This window comes from Ruegeria sp. F5, assembly GCF_056533845.1.
Map to the genome: position 1 here is coordinate 60,746 of NZ_JBQFOU010000019.1, position 14,246 is coordinate 74,991.

19 protein-coding genes are annotated in these 14,246 nt (G+C 60.7%); 10 read left to right on the plus strand and 9 right to left on the minus strand.

The window, feature by feature from the left end; genetic code table 11:
- The first annotated feature begins 20 nt into the window (after positions 1 to 20).
- The 4 genes from atpD (at position 21) to ACR0K1_RS21305 (ending at position 2,741) form a co-directional block, all read left to right on the plus strand.
- Entirely contained in the window at positions 21 to 1,445 is a 1,425-nt protein-coding gene (gene atpD / locus ACR0K1_RS21290) for a F0F1 ATP synthase subunit beta (protein WP_480612534.1), read from the plus strand.
- 12 nt (positions 1,446 to 1,457) lie between these two features.
- A complete protein-coding gene (locus tag ACR0K1_RS21295) occupies positions 1,458 to 1,868 on the plus strand; it encodes a F0F1 ATP synthase subunit epsilon (protein WP_480851814.1) in 411 nt (136 codons plus the stop codon).
- Between the two features lie 117 nt (positions 1,869 to 1,985).
- Positions 1,986 to 2,336 (plus strand): H-type lectin domain-containing protein, encoded by a 351-nt coding sequence (locus ACR0K1_RS21300; RefSeq protein ID WP_480612532.1) that lies wholly within the window; start codon positions 1,986 to 1,988, stop codon positions 2,334 to 2,336.
- 33 nt (positions 2,337 to 2,369) lie between these two features.
- On the plus strand, positions 2,370 to 2,741 hold the full coding sequence (locus ACR0K1_RS21305) for a hypothetical protein (RefSeq protein WP_480612531.1): 372 nt from the start codon (positions 2,370 to 2,372) through the stop codon (positions 2,739 to 2,741).
- Positions 2,742 to 2,789: 48 nt separating this feature from the next.
- On the opposite strand, the gene rpiB is transcribed toward ACR0K1_RS21305, so the two are convergent.
- Together rpiB and ACR0K1_RS21315 are read right to left on the minus strand one after the other, a co-directional pair.
- Entirely contained in the window at positions 2,790 to 3,230 is a 441-nt protein-coding gene (gene rpiB, locus ACR0K1_RS21310) for a ribose 5-phosphate isomerase B (protein ID WP_480612530.1), read from the minus strand.
- 62 nt (positions 3,231 to 3,292) lie between these two features.
- The gene (locus tag ACR0K1_RS21315) at positions 3,293 to 4,312 is read right to left on the minus strand and encodes a ribose-phosphate pyrophosphokinase (RefSeq protein WP_480612529.1); all 1,020 of its coding nucleotides are present in this window, start codon (positions 4,310 to 4,312) and stop codon (positions 3,293 to 3,295) included.
- 108 nt (positions 4,313 to 4,420) lie between these two features.
- Here ACR0K1_RS21315 and ACR0K1_RS21320 point away from each other — a divergent pair, with 108 nt between their 5' ends.
- Complete coding sequence (locus ACR0K1_RS21320; RefSeq protein ID WP_480612528.1) at positions 4,421 to 5,023, plus strand: DsbA family protein; 603 nt, start codon at positions 4,421 to 4,423, stop codon at positions 5,021 to 5,023.
- The gene (locus tag ACR0K1_RS21325) at positions 5,020 to 5,868 is read left to right on the plus strand and encodes an alpha/beta fold hydrolase (RefSeq protein WP_480612527.1); all 849 of its coding nucleotides are present in this window, start codon (positions 5,020 to 5,022) and stop codon (positions 5,866 to 5,868) included. Before ACR0K1_RS21320 ends, ACR0K1_RS21325 begins: the two co-directional genes overlap by 4 nt.
- Here the strand turns inward: ACR0K1_RS21325 and ACR0K1_RS21330 are convergent.
- The 3 genes from ACR0K1_RS21330 to ACR0K1_RS21340 are packed head-to-tail and all read right to left on the minus strand — an operon-like array spanning position 5,825 to position 8,261.
- The gene (locus tag ACR0K1_RS21330; RefSeq protein ID WP_480612526.1) at positions 5,825 to 6,859 is read right to left on the minus strand and encodes a threonine aldolase family protein; all 1,035 of its coding nucleotides are present in this window, start codon (positions 6,857 to 6,859) and stop codon (positions 5,825 to 5,827) included. The genes ACR0K1_RS21325 and ACR0K1_RS21330 overlap by 44 nt on opposite strands.
- Entirely contained in the window at positions 6,859 to 7,332 is a 474-nt protein-coding gene (locus ACR0K1_RS21335; RefSeq protein ID WP_480612525.1) for a YcgN family cysteine cluster protein, read from the minus strand. Before ACR0K1_RS21335 ends, ACR0K1_RS21330 begins: the two co-directional genes overlap by 1 nt.
- Positions 7,329 to 8,261 (minus strand): bifunctional riboflavin kinase/FAD synthetase, encoded by a 933-nt coding sequence (locus tag ACR0K1_RS21340; RefSeq protein WP_480851815.1) that lies wholly within the window; start codon positions 8,259 to 8,261, stop codon positions 7,329 to 7,331. Before ACR0K1_RS21340 ends, ACR0K1_RS21335 begins: the two co-directional genes overlap by 4 nt.
- A gap of 117 nt (positions 8,262 to 8,378) precedes the next feature.
- On the opposite strand from ACR0K1_RS21340, the gene ACR0K1_RS21345 reads away from it, so the two are divergent.
- Positions 8,379 to 8,987 (plus strand): DJ-1/PfpI family protein, encoded by a 609-nt coding sequence (locus ACR0K1_RS21345; RefSeq protein ID WP_480612523.1) that lies wholly within the window; start codon positions 8,379 to 8,381, stop codon positions 8,985 to 8,987.
- 31 nt (positions 8,988 to 9,018) lie between these two features.
- Here ACR0K1_RS21345 and ACR0K1_RS21350 read toward each other — a convergent pair whose 3' ends face one another.
- The 4 genes from ACR0K1_RS21350 to ACR0K1_RS21365 form a co-directional block, all read right to left on the minus strand.
- Positions 9,019 to 9,462, minus strand: coding sequence for a MaoC family dehydratase (locus ACR0K1_RS21350; RefSeq protein ID WP_480612522.1), 444 nt, complete (start codon positions 9,460 to 9,462; stop codon positions 9,019 to 9,021).
- Positions 9,463 to 9,562: 100 nt separating this feature from the next.
- Positions 9,563 to 10,438, minus strand: coding sequence for a TIGR01459 family HAD-type hydrolase (locus ACR0K1_RS21355; RefSeq protein ID WP_480851816.1), 876 nt, complete (start codon positions 10,436 to 10,438; stop codon positions 9,563 to 9,565).
- A gap of 227 nt (positions 10,439 to 10,665) precedes the next feature.
- Entirely contained in the window at positions 10,666 to 11,586 is a 921-nt protein-coding gene (locus ACR0K1_RS21360; protein WP_480612520.1) for a manganese-dependent inorganic pyrophosphatase, read from the minus strand.
- A 110-nt stretch (positions 11,587 to 11,696) separates the two neighbouring features.
- The gene (locus tag ACR0K1_RS21365; protein ID WP_480851817.1) at positions 11,697 to 12,677 is read right to left on the minus strand and encodes a TraB/GumN family protein; all 981 of its coding nucleotides are present in this window, start codon (positions 12,675 to 12,677) and stop codon (positions 11,697 to 11,699) included.
- A gap of 120 nt (positions 12,678 to 12,797) precedes the next feature.
- Here ACR0K1_RS21365 and ACR0K1_RS21370 point away from each other — a divergent pair, with 120 nt between their 5' ends.
- From ACR0K1_RS21370 to ACR0K1_RS21380, 3 genes are all read left to right on the plus strand, one after another.
- Positions 12,798 to 13,472 (plus strand): DUF2161 domain-containing phosphodiesterase, encoded by a 675-nt coding sequence (locus ACR0K1_RS21370; protein ID WP_480612518.1) that lies wholly within the window; start codon positions 12,798 to 12,800, stop codon positions 13,470 to 13,472.
- 164 nt (positions 13,473 to 13,636) lie between these two features.
- Positions 13,637 to 13,924 (plus strand): co-chaperone GroES, encoded by a 288-nt coding sequence (locus tag ACR0K1_RS21375; RefSeq protein ID WP_480612517.1) that lies wholly within the window; start codon positions 13,637 to 13,639, stop codon positions 13,922 to 13,924.
- 54 nt (positions 13,925 to 13,978) lie between these two features.
- Positions 13,979 to 14,246 (plus strand): TCP-1/cpn60 chaperonin family protein (locus ACR0K1_RS21380; protein WP_480851818.1); only part of this gene is annotated, 268 nt, incomplete at its 3' end.

The window sequence follows — 14,246 nt, forward strand, 5'->3', positions numbered from 1 at the left end:
AGACATACCGGAGACGAAACATGGCGAATGCAAAAGGCAAAGTCACACAGATCATCGGGGCCGTCGTAGACGTGCACTTCGAAGATCAGCTGCCTGAAATTCTGAACGCGCTGGAAACCACCAACAACGGCAAGCGCCTGGTGTTGGAAGTTGCTCAGCACCTGGGTGAAAACACTGTCCGCACCATCGCGATGGACGCGACCGAAGGTCTGGTCCGTGGCGAAGCGGTCACCGACACCGGCGCACCGATCTCGGTTCCGGTTGGCAACGCCACCCTGGGCCGCATCCTGAACGTTGTGGGCGAACCGATCGACGAAAAAGGCCCGGTTGAAGCAACCGAAGCGCGCGCGATCCACCAGCCTGCACCGACCTTCGACGAACAGTCGACCGAGTCGGAAGTTCTGGTCACCGGCATCAAGGTTGTTGACCTGCTCGCCCCCTACGCCAAAGGCGGTAAAATTGGCCTCTTCGGCGGCGCCGGCGTGGGCAAAACCGTTCTGATCATGGAACTGATCAACAACATCGCAAAAGTGCACTCGGGCTTCTCGGTGTTCGCGGGTGTTGGTGAACGGACCCGTGAAGGGAATGACCTGTATCACGAGATGATCGAATCGAACGTGATCAAGCCGGACAATCTGTCGGAATCGCAGGTTGCCCTGGTTTACGGTCAGATGAACGAACCTCCGGGTGCGCGTGCACGTGTTGCTCTGACCGGTCTGACCCTGGCCGAGCAGTTCCGCGACCAGTCCGGGACCGACGTTCTGTTCTTCGTCGACAACATCTTCCGCTTCACTCAGGCGGGTTCCGAGGTTTCGGCTCTGCTGGGTCGTATTCCTTCGGCGGTGGGCTACCAGCCGACGCTGGCCACCGACATGGGCGCGCTGCAGGAACGCATCACCTCGACCAAGTCGGGCTCGATCACCTCGGTGCAGGCCATTTATGTTCCTGCGGACGACCTGACCGACCCTGCGCCTGCGACCTCGTTTGCGCACCTTGATGCGACCACCGTTCTGAACCGTGCGATCTCGGAAAAGGGTATCTACCCCGCCGTTGACCCGCTCGACTCGACCTCGCGTCTGCTCGACCCGGCCATCGTCGGCGAGGAGCACTACAAGGTTGCGACCGACGTTCAGCAGATCCTTCAGCGCTACAAGTCGCTGCAGGACATCATCGCCATCCTCGGCATGGACGAACTGTCGGAAGAGGACAAGCTGACCGTGGCCCGTGCCCGTAAGATCGAACGCTTCCTGTCACAGCCGTTCGACGTGGCCGAGGTTTTCACCGGCTCGCCCGGCGTTCAGGTTCCGCTGGATGTCACCATCTCGTCGTTCAAGGCCGTTGTGGCTGGCGAATACGATCACCTGCCCGAAGCGGCCTTCCTGATGGTCGGCGGCATCGAAGAAGTGATCGCCAAAGCGGAAAAGATGGCCGCAGAAGCCGCCTAAGGAGTATCTCTGATGGCAAACACGATGCAATTCGACCTCGTCAGCCCCGAGCGGAGCCTTGCTTCGCTTGAGGCCACCGCGGTCCAGATTCCCGGCGCGGATGGGGACATGACGGCGATGCCCGATCATGCCCCCACCATCACCACGCTGCGCCCCGGTCTGCTCAAGGTCGAGGCACCCGAAGGGTCCAGCGAATACCTGGTCACCGGCGGGTTTGCCCAGATCAACGGCGACGGCCTGTCGGTTCTGGCCGAAAAGGCCATTCCGGTGGCCGAGGTGACCCGGTCGCATCTGAACGACCTGATCGCCGAAGCCCGTGCCTCGCACGAGGCCGCCAAGGCCGGTGACGATCAGACCATCGTCGACGATGCAGCCAAACTGCTGGCCGACATGGAAGCGCTTGGAACGCATATGAGCCTGTAAGGGTTTCATAGCATTTGAAAATTCAGACGGCCTCGCAATTGCGGGGCCGTTTTTTTGTCGTGCTTTTGCCGGGGGATCGCGGTAACTTCCGGGAATTCAATGATAATGATGACACTAATGAAGAAATTTCAGACCCATCCCATCGGCATCGATCAGGGCGAAGAGGTGCTGTTTTCCGAATTCGCCGAAGGCGGCGACATGTGGACCGGAGACGGCCCCCGGGAACGCCGCACCGCGATCCGCTTCTCCGAGGCGTTCCGCTCGCGCCCCGTGGTCCAGATCGGCGTGTCGCTATGGGATGTGGACACATCCTCGGCCCTGCGTGCCGAGGTTCAGGCCGAAGATATCACGGCAGACGGCTTTAACGCCGTGTTCCGAACCTGGTCCGATACCCGCATCGCCCGGATACGGGTGTCATGGATGGCGATCGGAGAGGTGGCGCATGCGGATGACTGGGATATTTCGTAAGAAAAAAGCCCATATGGGAAGTGGCAACTGGAAATGAGATTTATTACAAAGCGAAGAATTTGGGTTTGGGGGCTTGCCGCGTTGGCGCTGGTCATTGTGTATTCCAATTTTTCAGGCAGAAAAGATGCACCTGTCCCAGCTCTGCTACAAGGGCTGCCAGCCAACTTTGAAGAGGCACGAGAGCAGTTGCAAACCCGCTTGAATGATAAATTCATCTTGCCGGTCAACGAGCAAGAGTTGATGAACTTTCTTTCACAGCAAGGGTTCGGAGTGTCTGCTGTGGTTCGAAATGCTCGGTTCAGCAAACCGGAGTTTGCGTGCACCTATATCTGGGACATTCGCTGGGACTCTGAGGCTGCAGTTGTAACGAGTTTAACAGCGGATGTCGGCGCAATTTGTGTGTAGAGTGCCGCCACTTTTTAACTGATGGGGCGGCGGCTGATTTTACCCACCTCACCCTTCAATCATATCCACCCGCGTCGCGTGGCGGCCGCCTTCAAACTCGGTGCCCAGAAACGCGTCCACGATGTCCAGCGCCTGTCCTTCGCCGACGACCCGCGCGCCGATGGACAGCATGTTGGCGTCGTTGTGCTGGCGGATCATGCGGGCGGAAAAGGCGTCTGAGCAGACACCGCAGCGGATGCCGGGCACTTTGTTCGCCGCCATCATGATGCCTTGCCCGGTGCCGCACAGGATGATGCCCAACTGACACTCGCCCGAGGCGACGGCCTGCGCTGCGGCTTTGCCGTGCTTGGGGTAATGTGTGCTTTCAGGCGTTGTCGGGCCGATATCGACGACCTCCCACCCTTTGGAGGCGATGTGCGTGGCGACGGCCTGGCGCAACGCGATGGCTGCGTGATCACTTGAGAGAACGATGCGGTTGGATGCAGTCATGAGGGCAATGTCTTGTTGTTCAGGAGGGTCGGTGTTGGGGCGGAAAGCACCCCGGTCAGACCTTAGTCCATGTGGTAGAGGGACTCGTAGATCGGGGTCAGCGTCTGGTCTTCGAACAGCGAGGACACACTGGTGCCGTTCCAGATATTCAGGATCGCCTGCGTGAAAATCGGGGCGGTCGGCACGGTTCGGATGTTGGCTGCGTTGGCGACCTCGGGCGTGGGCTGGATCGTGTCCGACAGGACCAGAGATTTCATCACCGAATTGGTCACACGCTCGACTGCGGGGCCGCTCATGACGCCGTGGGTGATATAGGAATGAACCTCTTTCGCGCCGTTATCCATCAGCACCTGCGCGGCCTTGCACAACGTGCCAGCCGTGTCGCAGATGTCGTCGACGATCAGGCAGATCTTGTCTTTGACGTCGCCGATGACGGTCATCTCGGCCACTTCGCCCGCTTTTTCGCGGCGCTTGTCCACGATCGACAGGGGGGCGTCGATGCGCTTGGCCAGTTCCCGCGCGCGGGCGACGCCGCCGACGTCGGGTGAGACGACCATGATCTCGTCCAGCCGGTCTTTGAACTGCGCTTTGACGTCCAGCGCAAAGATCGGCGAGGCATAGAGGTTGTCGACCGGCATGTCGAAGAACCCCTGAATCTGCGCCGCGTGCAGGTCCATGGTCAGGATGCGCTCTATCCCGGCACCGGTCAGCATGTTGGCGACCAGCTTGGCCGAAATCGGCGTGCGCGCCTTGGTGCGGCGGTCCTGACGGGCATAGCCGAAATAAGGGATAACTGCGGTGATCCGCTGGGCTGACGACCGGCGCAGCGCGTCGGCGATGATCAGCAATTCCATCAGGTTGTCATTGGCCGGGTTCGAGGTCGGCTGGATGATGAACATATCCTCGCCACGGACGTTCTCGAAGACCTCGACGAATATCTCGCCGTCATTGAAGCGTTCGACGCGGGCATCGACCAGACCCTGATTGACGCCGCGGTGCAGGCTCATGCGGCGCGCGATGGTTTCGGCAAGCGGAAGGTTGGCGTTCCCAGCGATAAGCTTGGGTTCGTGAAGTGTCGGCATCGGCTGAAGGTCCCCGGGCAGCAATGGCAATGTGACAGATTCGTGATGTTGACACCGCTTAGCATGGCCTTACCGTTCCGCAAAGATAACGCAGCGGAGAAAGTGAATATGGCCCGGATTGACTACTATTTTGCGACAATTTCGCCGTACACCTACCTGGCGGGCACGCGCCTTGAAGAGATTGCGGCGAAGCATGGGGCCACGATCAACTACAAGCCGCTGGACATTATCGCCCTGTTCGGGCGGACCGGTGGCACTGCGCCCAAGGACCGGCATATTTCGCGCATCGAATATCGCGCGCAGGAGCTGCTGCGCCAGTCGCGCACCTTGGGGATGGAATTCAACCTGCAGCCCGCCCATTGGCCAACCAATGCGGCCCCGTCCTCTTACGCGATCATTGCCGCGACAAAGGATGGATCGGGGGATATCGGCAAGCTGTGCCATTCGATCCTGCGCGCCTGCTGGGCCGAGGAAAAGGACGTGGCGCAGGACGATGTGATCCGCGATTGCCTGTCGCAGGCGGGGTTTGATCCGGCGCTTGCCGATAGCGGCTTGCTGGTCGGGGCCGAGACCTATGCCGCCAATCTGGAAGAGGCGGTGGAACGCGGCGTGTTCGGTGCACCCTTCTACATCACGCCGGACGATCAGCGGTTCTGGGGGCAGGACAGGCTGGCTGATCTGGACCGGCATCTGGCCGAGATGAACGGGTGACGACCGAACCCGCGACCCAGCCTGTTTACGTCAGAACGATCGGAGAGGGCGCGCGGCATCTGCTCGCCCTGCACTGTACGCTGGCGCATTCCGGGGCGTGGTCGGGTGTGTCAAAGGCGCTGAGCGATGCCACGCTGATTGCGCCGGATATGCTGTCGCATGGCCGCAGCCCGGACTGGGACGGGCACAGCGATTACTTCGATGCGGTTACAGCTTTGGCCAAGGATCAACTGACCGAGCCAATGGATATCATCGGCCATTCCTTCGGCGCGATGATCGCGCTGCGCCTGTGCATTGAATGCCCCGAACGGGTGCGCAGCGCGGTGTTGATCGAGCCGGTGTTCTTTGCTGTCGCCCGGACGGACAGGCCCGACCTGTTCGCCCGACATGAACGGGACGCGCAGCCGGTGGACGATGCTTTTGCGGTCGGAGACACCGCGTTGGCCGCCCGGCTGTTCAACCGGATGTGGGGGGCATCCTCTGGCCCGAAATGGCCGGACCTGCCGGAACGCTCCCGCGCGGCGATGATCCGGGGGATCGATGTGGTTCCTGCGGTCGACGGTGTTTTGTTCGACGACGCCGCCCGGTTGCTTGACCCGGCCAGACTGAAACGCGCATCGATGCCGATCCTGCTGCTGGCGGGCACCGAAACGCATCCGGTTCTCCCGGCGATTTGCGAGGGTCTGAGGGCGCGGTTGCCCTCAGCCAACAGCGCCGTCGTAGAGGGGGCAGGGCATATGCTGCCGATCACGCATCCCGGCCAAACAGCCGCGCTGGTTCAGGCGTTCTGGCGCGACACTCCTACAGCAGGGCCAGAAACCGGTCGATCTGATCCGCTTCGATAGACCAGTCGCAGACCAGCCGGCAGGCGAGGTTTTCGGCCTCGTCTTCACCCTCCAGTTCATCGCCCCACAGGTGATAGACCGCCCCAGCCTCGTGCAATTGCCGGTGCTTGGCGCGTGGAAACGAGGCAAAGACCATATTGGCCTGAGGCTCATGCAGGAACGAGGCCCCCTTGGCGCGCAGCCCGTCCGCCAGACGGGCGCAGTTGTCATTGGCCTGACGCGCCAGTTTCAGCCACAGGTCATCCTGCAGATAGGCCGCCATCTGCGCCGACAGATAGCGGTGTTTGGAAAACAGATGCGCCCCGCGTTTGCGGCGCAGCTCAAACTCCCAGGCCTTGCTTTCATCGAAGAAAACAACCGCCTCGACCCCCATGAGCCCGTTCTTGGTGCCGCCGAAACTGACCGCATCCACACCCGATTTCCACGTCATCTCGGCGGGCGAGCAATTCAACGCGACCAGCGCGTTGGTAAACCGCGCACCATCCATATGCACGGGCAGGCCGAACTCTTTGGCCACTGCACAGAGCGCCTGCATTTCCTCCAGAGAATAGACCGATCCCCGCTCGGTCACCTGCGTGATCGAAACCGGACCCCGCTGCGGGCCGTGCACGCCGCGGGTTTCTTCTTTCAGGATCGTCTTGCGCAGGGCCTCGGCAGTCATCTTGTCACCGCCCGGCACAAGGGTCAGCTTGGCGCCGGTGTAGAACTCGGGCGCGTTGCATTCGTCTTCGTGGATATGCGCAACCGGCGAGCAGAACACCGTTTCCCAGGGCTGCGAGAGGGTCGCCAAAGCCAATGAATTCGCCGCCGTACCTGTTGCCACCAGATAGACCGCAGCGCCCGGAGCCTCGAAGATACTGCGGATGCGATCCCGCACTTCGTTCATCAATGTGTCCGCGCCATAGGCCATCTGATAGCCCTGATTGGCCTCGGCCAGTTTTGCCATGACCTGCGGATGAACGGGGCCGGAATTGTCAGAGGCGAAGTACATCAGCTGGGCTCCTCGATGATATAGTCTTCCCATTCTTCCATGGGCGTTTCGAACTCGGACACCGTGCGCCCCTGAACGGACACGCCCGCGCGGTGCACGCTGTCCGGCGTACCAGACAGCAGCGGGTGCCAGTCGTAAAGCGGTTTGCCTTCCCACAGCAGCCGATAGGCGCAGGTCTGCGGTAGCCAATAGGCGTGACTGTCGATATTGTCGGGCGTCATCACGATGCATTCGGGCACGAATTGATGCCGGATGTCGTATTGGGTGCAGCGGCAGCTTTCATCATCCAGCAGGCGGCACGCGACACAGGTCAGGGCAACCTCGCCCGAATCCTCGTCTTCCAGCTTGTTCAGGCAGCATTTGCCGCAGCCATCGCACAGCGCCTCCCATTCCTGCTGGTTCATTTTGCGCAGCGGTTTGCGTTCCCAGAACCTGTGGGTCAGGCCGGTGCGGTCAATGGGGTCGGTGCTCATAACACCGCCAGAAGGCCGCGCGCCTGTTCGCAATCCGCATCCATCTGGGCGATCAGCGCGTCCAAGCCGTCGAAGGTCATTTCAGGGCGCAGGAATTCGACAAGACCGACGGACAGAGTTGCGCCGTACAGATCGCCCGAGAAATCAAACAGGAAGGTTTCGATATTGGGTAATTCGCCCTGAAACATGGGCCGGACCCCGACCGAGGCCGCGCCGTGATAGCTGCCCTTGTGCGGGCCATCCAGCACATCGACCAGCACCGCGTAAACGCCGAATTTCGGCGGGTGCAGGCCCTCGATCGACATGTTGGCGGTGGGAAAGCCCAGTTCGCGCCCGCGCTGTTCGCCCCCGATCACCGTGCCTTCGATCCGGTGCCAGTGGCCCAGCATCGCCGCCGCATCGCGGGGGCGGCCTTCGCTGAGCGCGGTGCGGATCGCGGTCGAAGACACAACGCTTTCGGTTTTTTCCATCAACGGAGCAATTGTCACGCCGAACCCCATGTCTTCCCCAAAACGGACCATATCCTGCGCCGTGCCGCTGCGACCTTTGCCAAAGCAGAAATCGGCCCCCACGACCACGTGTGACAGACCCAGCCCGTCGCAGAGGACGTTGCGGGCGAATTCCTCGGGGGACAGCCCCGCAAGCGCCGCGTTAAAGGGCAGTTCATACAGCTTTTGCACACCCAGCTTTTGCAGTCTGTGCGCCCGCGCATTGCCCCGCATCAGCCGGAACGGAGGCGCATCGGGCGCAAAGTACTCGCGCGGGTGCGGCTCAAACGTCAGCACGCCCAGGGGGGCATCCGGCGCAGCGTTGCGGGCCAGTTCGATGACCGAGCGATGGCCGATATGGACCCCGTCAAAATTGCCGATGGCCACGCTGGCGCCTCGGTCCTCAGGGTCGACAAACTGGAAATCCCGGATGATCTGCATGCAGCTTGCCTAGCGGGACTGGGGGATGGGTTCAAGCACCTGATTACGCTCATTTCAGGGCTTAACGCCCGTATCACGCCCGCCTACCATGAGATGAAACAGACTGGGATTGTCAGGATGCGAAAGATCGCGGCGCTCATCTTTCCGGGTTTTGAATTGCTGGACCTCTTCGGCCCGATGGAAATGTTCGGTTTGCTCGAGGACAGGTTCGAACTGACGCTGGTAGCCGAACATATCGGCGCGGTCGCCAGCAACCAGAAACTGGCGGCCCATGCCACCCGATCCACCGGCGACGGCACCGAGTATGACATCCTGTTCGTGCCGGGCGGCGCGGGCACGCGGCGCGAGGTTGATAACGCGGAGCTGCTGGGGTGGATCGCGCAGGTCGCCGACAAGGCCGAATTCACGCTGAGTGTCTGCACCGGCAGTGCGCTGCTGGCGCGGGCCGGAGTGTTGAACGGGCGGCGCGCAACCACCAACAAGGCCGCTTTTGAATGGGTCGCCAGTCAGAGTCCCGATGTCGATTGGATCCGACAGGCGCGCTGGGTCGAGGACGGGCGGTTTTTCACCTCGTCCGGTGTGTCAGCCGGGATGGATATGGCGCTTGGGGCCATCGCTGCGATGCACGGGATTGAGATGGCCGAGACAGTTGCGAAATGGTGCGAATACAGTTGGCACCGCGACAAAGACTGCGACCCGTTCGCGAAGCTGCACGGTTTGGTTTGAGAAACCGCTTTCCGCGCAGCCTGCAGAGGTATCAGTCGAACTTCCGCGAGGGGGCCAGAACCATCGCCTCACCCACCAGCACCTTTTTGCCCTCGACAGCGCAATGGCAATCCAGCTTGACCCGGCGCTTGGCGAAATCGATGTCGATCACCTTGACCTCGGCATAAACCGTGTCACCGGGCCGCACCGGAGCGAGGAATTTCAGCGATTGCCCCATATAGACCGTGCCGTGACCGGGCAGTTGCTCGCCAATCACTGCCGAGATCAGGCCAGCGGTCAGCATTCCATGCGCGATGCGCCCTTCGAAGATCGTGTCGCGGGCGTAGTCATCATCCATATGCACCGGATTCCGGTCGGTCGAGACCTGCGCGAACATCTCGATATCCTCATCTGTCACCACTTTGTGCAGATGCCGGGTCATGCCCATTTCGATGTCTTCGATACAGATCGTTCCGCGCGGAAGATTGTCCAACATGTTGCCCTCGCTCGCATTCAAAGGGTAACAAAGAAACTCAAGCTACCCCAGTTCGGTAACTTTATTACTTCGCAGGCGCAGAAAATCAAGCCTTTTCTGACTACCGCAGGCGGCCGATTGTGTAGGTGGGATTGATATTTTCCCTTTGGATGTAATCCTTTAGGGACTCGTGGTGCGGATGGTGCGACGTTTTGGTCTCGGCCGCGGCCAACCCGCCCGAAATAAACAGCGTATCGATTCCCTCGCCCATGCCGCCCAGGATGTCGGTATGGGGGCCATCGCCGATAGCCAGAATGTCGCTGTCGGATGCATCAACACCCAGTTCCTGCAGCCTGCGGCGGGCCAGATCGTAGATCGGCGGGTGGGGTTTGCCGAAATACAGGCTCTCACCGCCCATTTCGGTGTAGAGCTTTGCCAAAGCGCCGGCGCACCACTCGCGCACCTCACCCCGGTCCACGACGATGTCGGGATTGGCGCAGAGCAGTTTCAGGCCCATCTGTTTGGCATAAAGGAAATCGGGGCGGTTCACATCAGGGTCCGCCATCGGATCGAACGGACCACAGCAGACGATGCCCTCGGCCTGGTCCAGCGGGACGCGTTCGATATGGATGGGGTGATGCAGCAGTTTCAGCGGCTCGAAAAACCCCGCATCGCGCCCCCACTCGCCCATGAAATAGACCTTGTGGCCAACAGCCCCGCGGAACATCGCTGAGCGGGCGGAATCTCCGCTGGTGGCGATGGTGTCATAAGCATCCGCAGGCACGTTGAACTGGGTCAGCTGCGTGGCGACGCCCGCGCGCGGTTTGGGGGAATTCGTGACCAGCACCACGGTCCCGCCCTTTTGCCGGTACGCCTGAAGCGCGGCGACGGCTTCGGGGTAGGCGGTGATGCCATTGTGCACGCAGCCCCACAGATCGACGAAAAGCGCTTTGTAGTGGTCAGAGATTTCGGCAAGCGTGTGGACGATCTGAGTCATGACAGGCCCTTGTTGGAATGGCAGGAATGCTGCCCAAGCCTATGGCAGAGCCTGACCCGTTTGGCCAGTAGGGGGCTTTGCCCCCGCCGCCCTTCGGGCGACTCCCCCAGGATATTTGTGGACAGATGAAGCATGGGCCCCTTCATTCACCTGTCTCAAAATATCCCGGAGCGCGAGGCAGAGCCTCGCAAGAAAAAAGCGCCCCGAAGGGCGCTGATCGGTGGGTATCAGACCTTGAGGTTCGGGATGATCTGCTTTTTCCGGCTCATGATGCCGGGCAGCACGACCGCGTCGCCATCGACCGATGCGCCGAAGCTCTTTTCCGCAACGCCTTTGACCAGATCGTTGGGCACCAGCAGGGTTGCTTCCTCGTTCAGAATATCGACGACGAACAGCAGAACCTGATCGACGCCGTCTTCCCTGGCGACATCAACCATCGAGTCCGCCAGGCTGGCCTTGCGGTCCAGCACGACGCCCGGTGCGGTGGTTTCAAGAACCGAGACGCGGAATTTGGTGCCGTCGACCTCGTATTCCTTGCTGTCCATGCGCAGCAATTCGGCATCCGAGAAGGACGAAACGTCCGATTTCGCCGCAAACATGTCAGCGGCATAGGCCGAGATATCCAGCTCCAGCTCAGCCGCCAGCCTTTCGGCAACGGCGCGGTCATGGTCGGTGGTGGTGGGCGAGCGGAATTCCAGCGTGTCGGACAGGATGCAGGTCAGCGCAGCGCCTTTGATGGCGTCGGGCATCTTTGCCGCATCGTCGCCCATCAGATCGACCATGATGGTCGCGGTGCAGGCCAGCGGGCGCACGGTGATGTCGATCGGGCCTTTGGTTTCCAGACCGCCGACCAGCTTGTGGTGGTCGATGATGGCGCGGATGTCGGCATCGTTGATCGTGTCGGGCAATTCTGCGGGGTTGTTGGTGTCGACGATAACAACCGGCGTGTCCGCCGCCAGGTCTTCGATGATGCGCGGCTTGGGAAGGTCCCAGTTGTCCAGCATGAAAGCCGCTTCGGTGTTGGGTTCACCCAGAAGCACCGGCTCGGTTGTCTCGCCTTTGACTTCGTTCAGGTACCAGGACCATAGGATCGGAGAGCCTGTGGAATCGGTGTCGGGGGATTTGTGGCCAAATACGAGCGTTGTCATGTCAGCGTCCTGAGAATGATAAATTTGCGCGCCTTATAGGGCTGTCGGGGCGGGTTGTCACCCGGCAGCATCGTCCCTGCGGCGGTTGGTCTTGAAATCGCCGGTTTCGGTCAGAAAGGCGCACGGGTCAGGGTGTAGCCGGCCTGCTGCAACTGGTTCAGAAGCCCGTGATCCCCACTCAGATGCCCGGCACCCACCGCAATGACGGCGGTCTGATCTTCGATCGCCAGAATGTGCTTCATCCAGTTGTCGTTTCGGTCGACCAGCATCTGTTGTTCGAACCCGTCCCATTCGGCATTGAACAGCTCGGGTTCAAGGCCCGAAACTTCCAGCCCGTGAATGCGCGCCAGTTGCATGATCTCGGCGTGTTTTTCTTCGATATAGGCGTTGGCCAGCGTGGTCAGCTGGTCCTCGCTGCCCTGAATGGCACCGGACAGGCGCAGCAGCGACTGAACCTGTTCTTCGATCGTGTGGCTGTCGAAGATCGCCACAAGGTCTGCGATCTGTTCCAGCGAATGCTGCGGGATGTTTTCCGCTTCGGCCAGTTTGGTCAGGCGCGCATCCATGCCGTGGTTGGCATCGGGATTTTTCATCAGGCAGGGCGGCACGCCCAGCATCATGCTCAAAAACCACGGCCGCATCTTGGCGGCCATCCAGCCGGGGATGCCGCGCTCGGCCAGAGTTGCGGACAGCGTGGCCCAGTCTTCATCAGACATAAGGTCAATCAGGGTCGGGCCAGAGGTGATCATCACCGGGCTGAGGTCTTTGGCCAAACCCTTTTCGAAGGCGTCCATCTCGGCCTGCGTGACCTCGAAGTAAAACGCATCAGCCTGGCTGAGCGTTGGGGTCAGGCGCTCGACAACCGCCTCCATGCGCGGGTCGGTTGTGTGCAGCGTGCCGACCAGATGCAGAACGGTATCGCCTTTCCGCGCAATCCAGTGGTTGCCTTCGGGAAACGGGATATCGGCCACGGCAAGCTGCAACTCTTGCTGTTGCCCGGGCGTCAGATCGAGCCGCAGGTCGCGCCCCTCACACGCCGCGTGGGCGGTCGCGGGCAGCAGCAGGAAGGCAAGGAATGTCATCAGGCGCATGGGTGGGTCCGTGGGATCGCAGAGGGGTTGCGCCAAGACATAGCCACGCCCGCACATGTCATGCAAGCGGCCCGGTGCCGCAAGTCTGGCATTCGGCGGCAATTCGAATAGCATGCAGGCATGGACCGCGAGCAGGATCTGTACCCTCCGATCAAGGCGCTGTTGGAGCGTCAGGGCTACACCGTCAAGGGTGAGGTCGGTGCTGCCGATGTGGTGGCCATGCGCGAAGGCGAAAGTCCGGTCATTGTTGAACTGAAGCTGCGTTTCTCGCTGGCCTTGTTCCATCAGGCGATTGCCCGGCTCAGGATCACCGATCAGGTCTATATCGCGGTCTGCAAACCCAAAGGGCGGTCGGCGCGTCGGGCGTTGAAGGACAACCTTGCCCTGTGCCGCAGGCTGGGGCTGGGGCTGATAACAGTTCTGGCAGACGGGCGGGTCGAGGTGCAATGCGATCCCGGCCCTTACGCGCCGCGCAAGGACAAGGCGAAAACCGCGCGCCTGCTGCGCGAGTTTGAACGGTTGGAGGGCGACCCGAATTCGGGCGGGGCAACGCGCCACGGAATCGTGACGGCCTACCGGCAGGACGCTTTGAAATGCGCAGCACATCTGGCCGAGCATGGCCCGACCAAAGGGGCCGACGTGGCCAGATCGGTCGGCGTTCCTGTGGCCACGCGGCTTATGCGGGAAAATCACTACGGGTGGTTTGAGAAGATTGAAAAGGGCGTCTACGGTCTTACATCCGAGGGGGCCGAGGGCCTTAAGCACTGGGCCTATAGCTGGGAAGAGGCCGAATGACCCGCCTCTGGGCCGGTAATGCCAAAAAATCCTTCACGTCTTGTTGACTCGGGGTTTGTGACCCCCTAGCTATGCGTCGTTATCACTCGGCAAGCATGAGTGCTAACGCCTCGTCATCCGGCGAGGGGAGGATAAATAAACTTTGAGCCCAAGGAGCTGCAAAGATGGCATTGAAACCGCTTCATGACCGTGTGCTGGTCCGTCGCGTAGAAAGCGAAGAGAAAACCGCAGGCGGCCTGATCATTCCTGACAGTGCAAAAGAAAAGCCCAGCGAAGGCGAAGTCGTCTCGACCGGCGAAGGCGCACGCAAGGACAGCGGCGAGCTGATCGCAATGGCCGTTAAGGCCGGTGACAAAATCCTGTTCGGCAAATGGTCGGGCACCGAAGTCACCATCGACGGCGAAGAGCTGCTGATGATGAAAGAAAGCGACATCATGGGGATCATCGAGTAAGCGGCGCGCTTTCTCTGATCTTTATCTCAAACATATTTCTCAAGGAGAAACGACATGGCTGCTAAGGACGTCAAGTTCGAAACAGACGCGCGTAACCGTATGCTGGCAGGCGTCAATGTTCTGGCCGACGCGGTAAAAGTGACCCTGGGCCCCAAAGGCCGCAACGTGGTTCTGGACAAATCCTTCGGCGCACCGCGCATCACCAAAGACGGTGTTTCGGTTGCCAAGGAAATCGAACTGGAAGACAAGTTCGAAAACATGGGCGCGCAGATGGTGAAAGAAGTCGCCAGCCGTACCAATGACGAAGCCGGCGACGGCACCA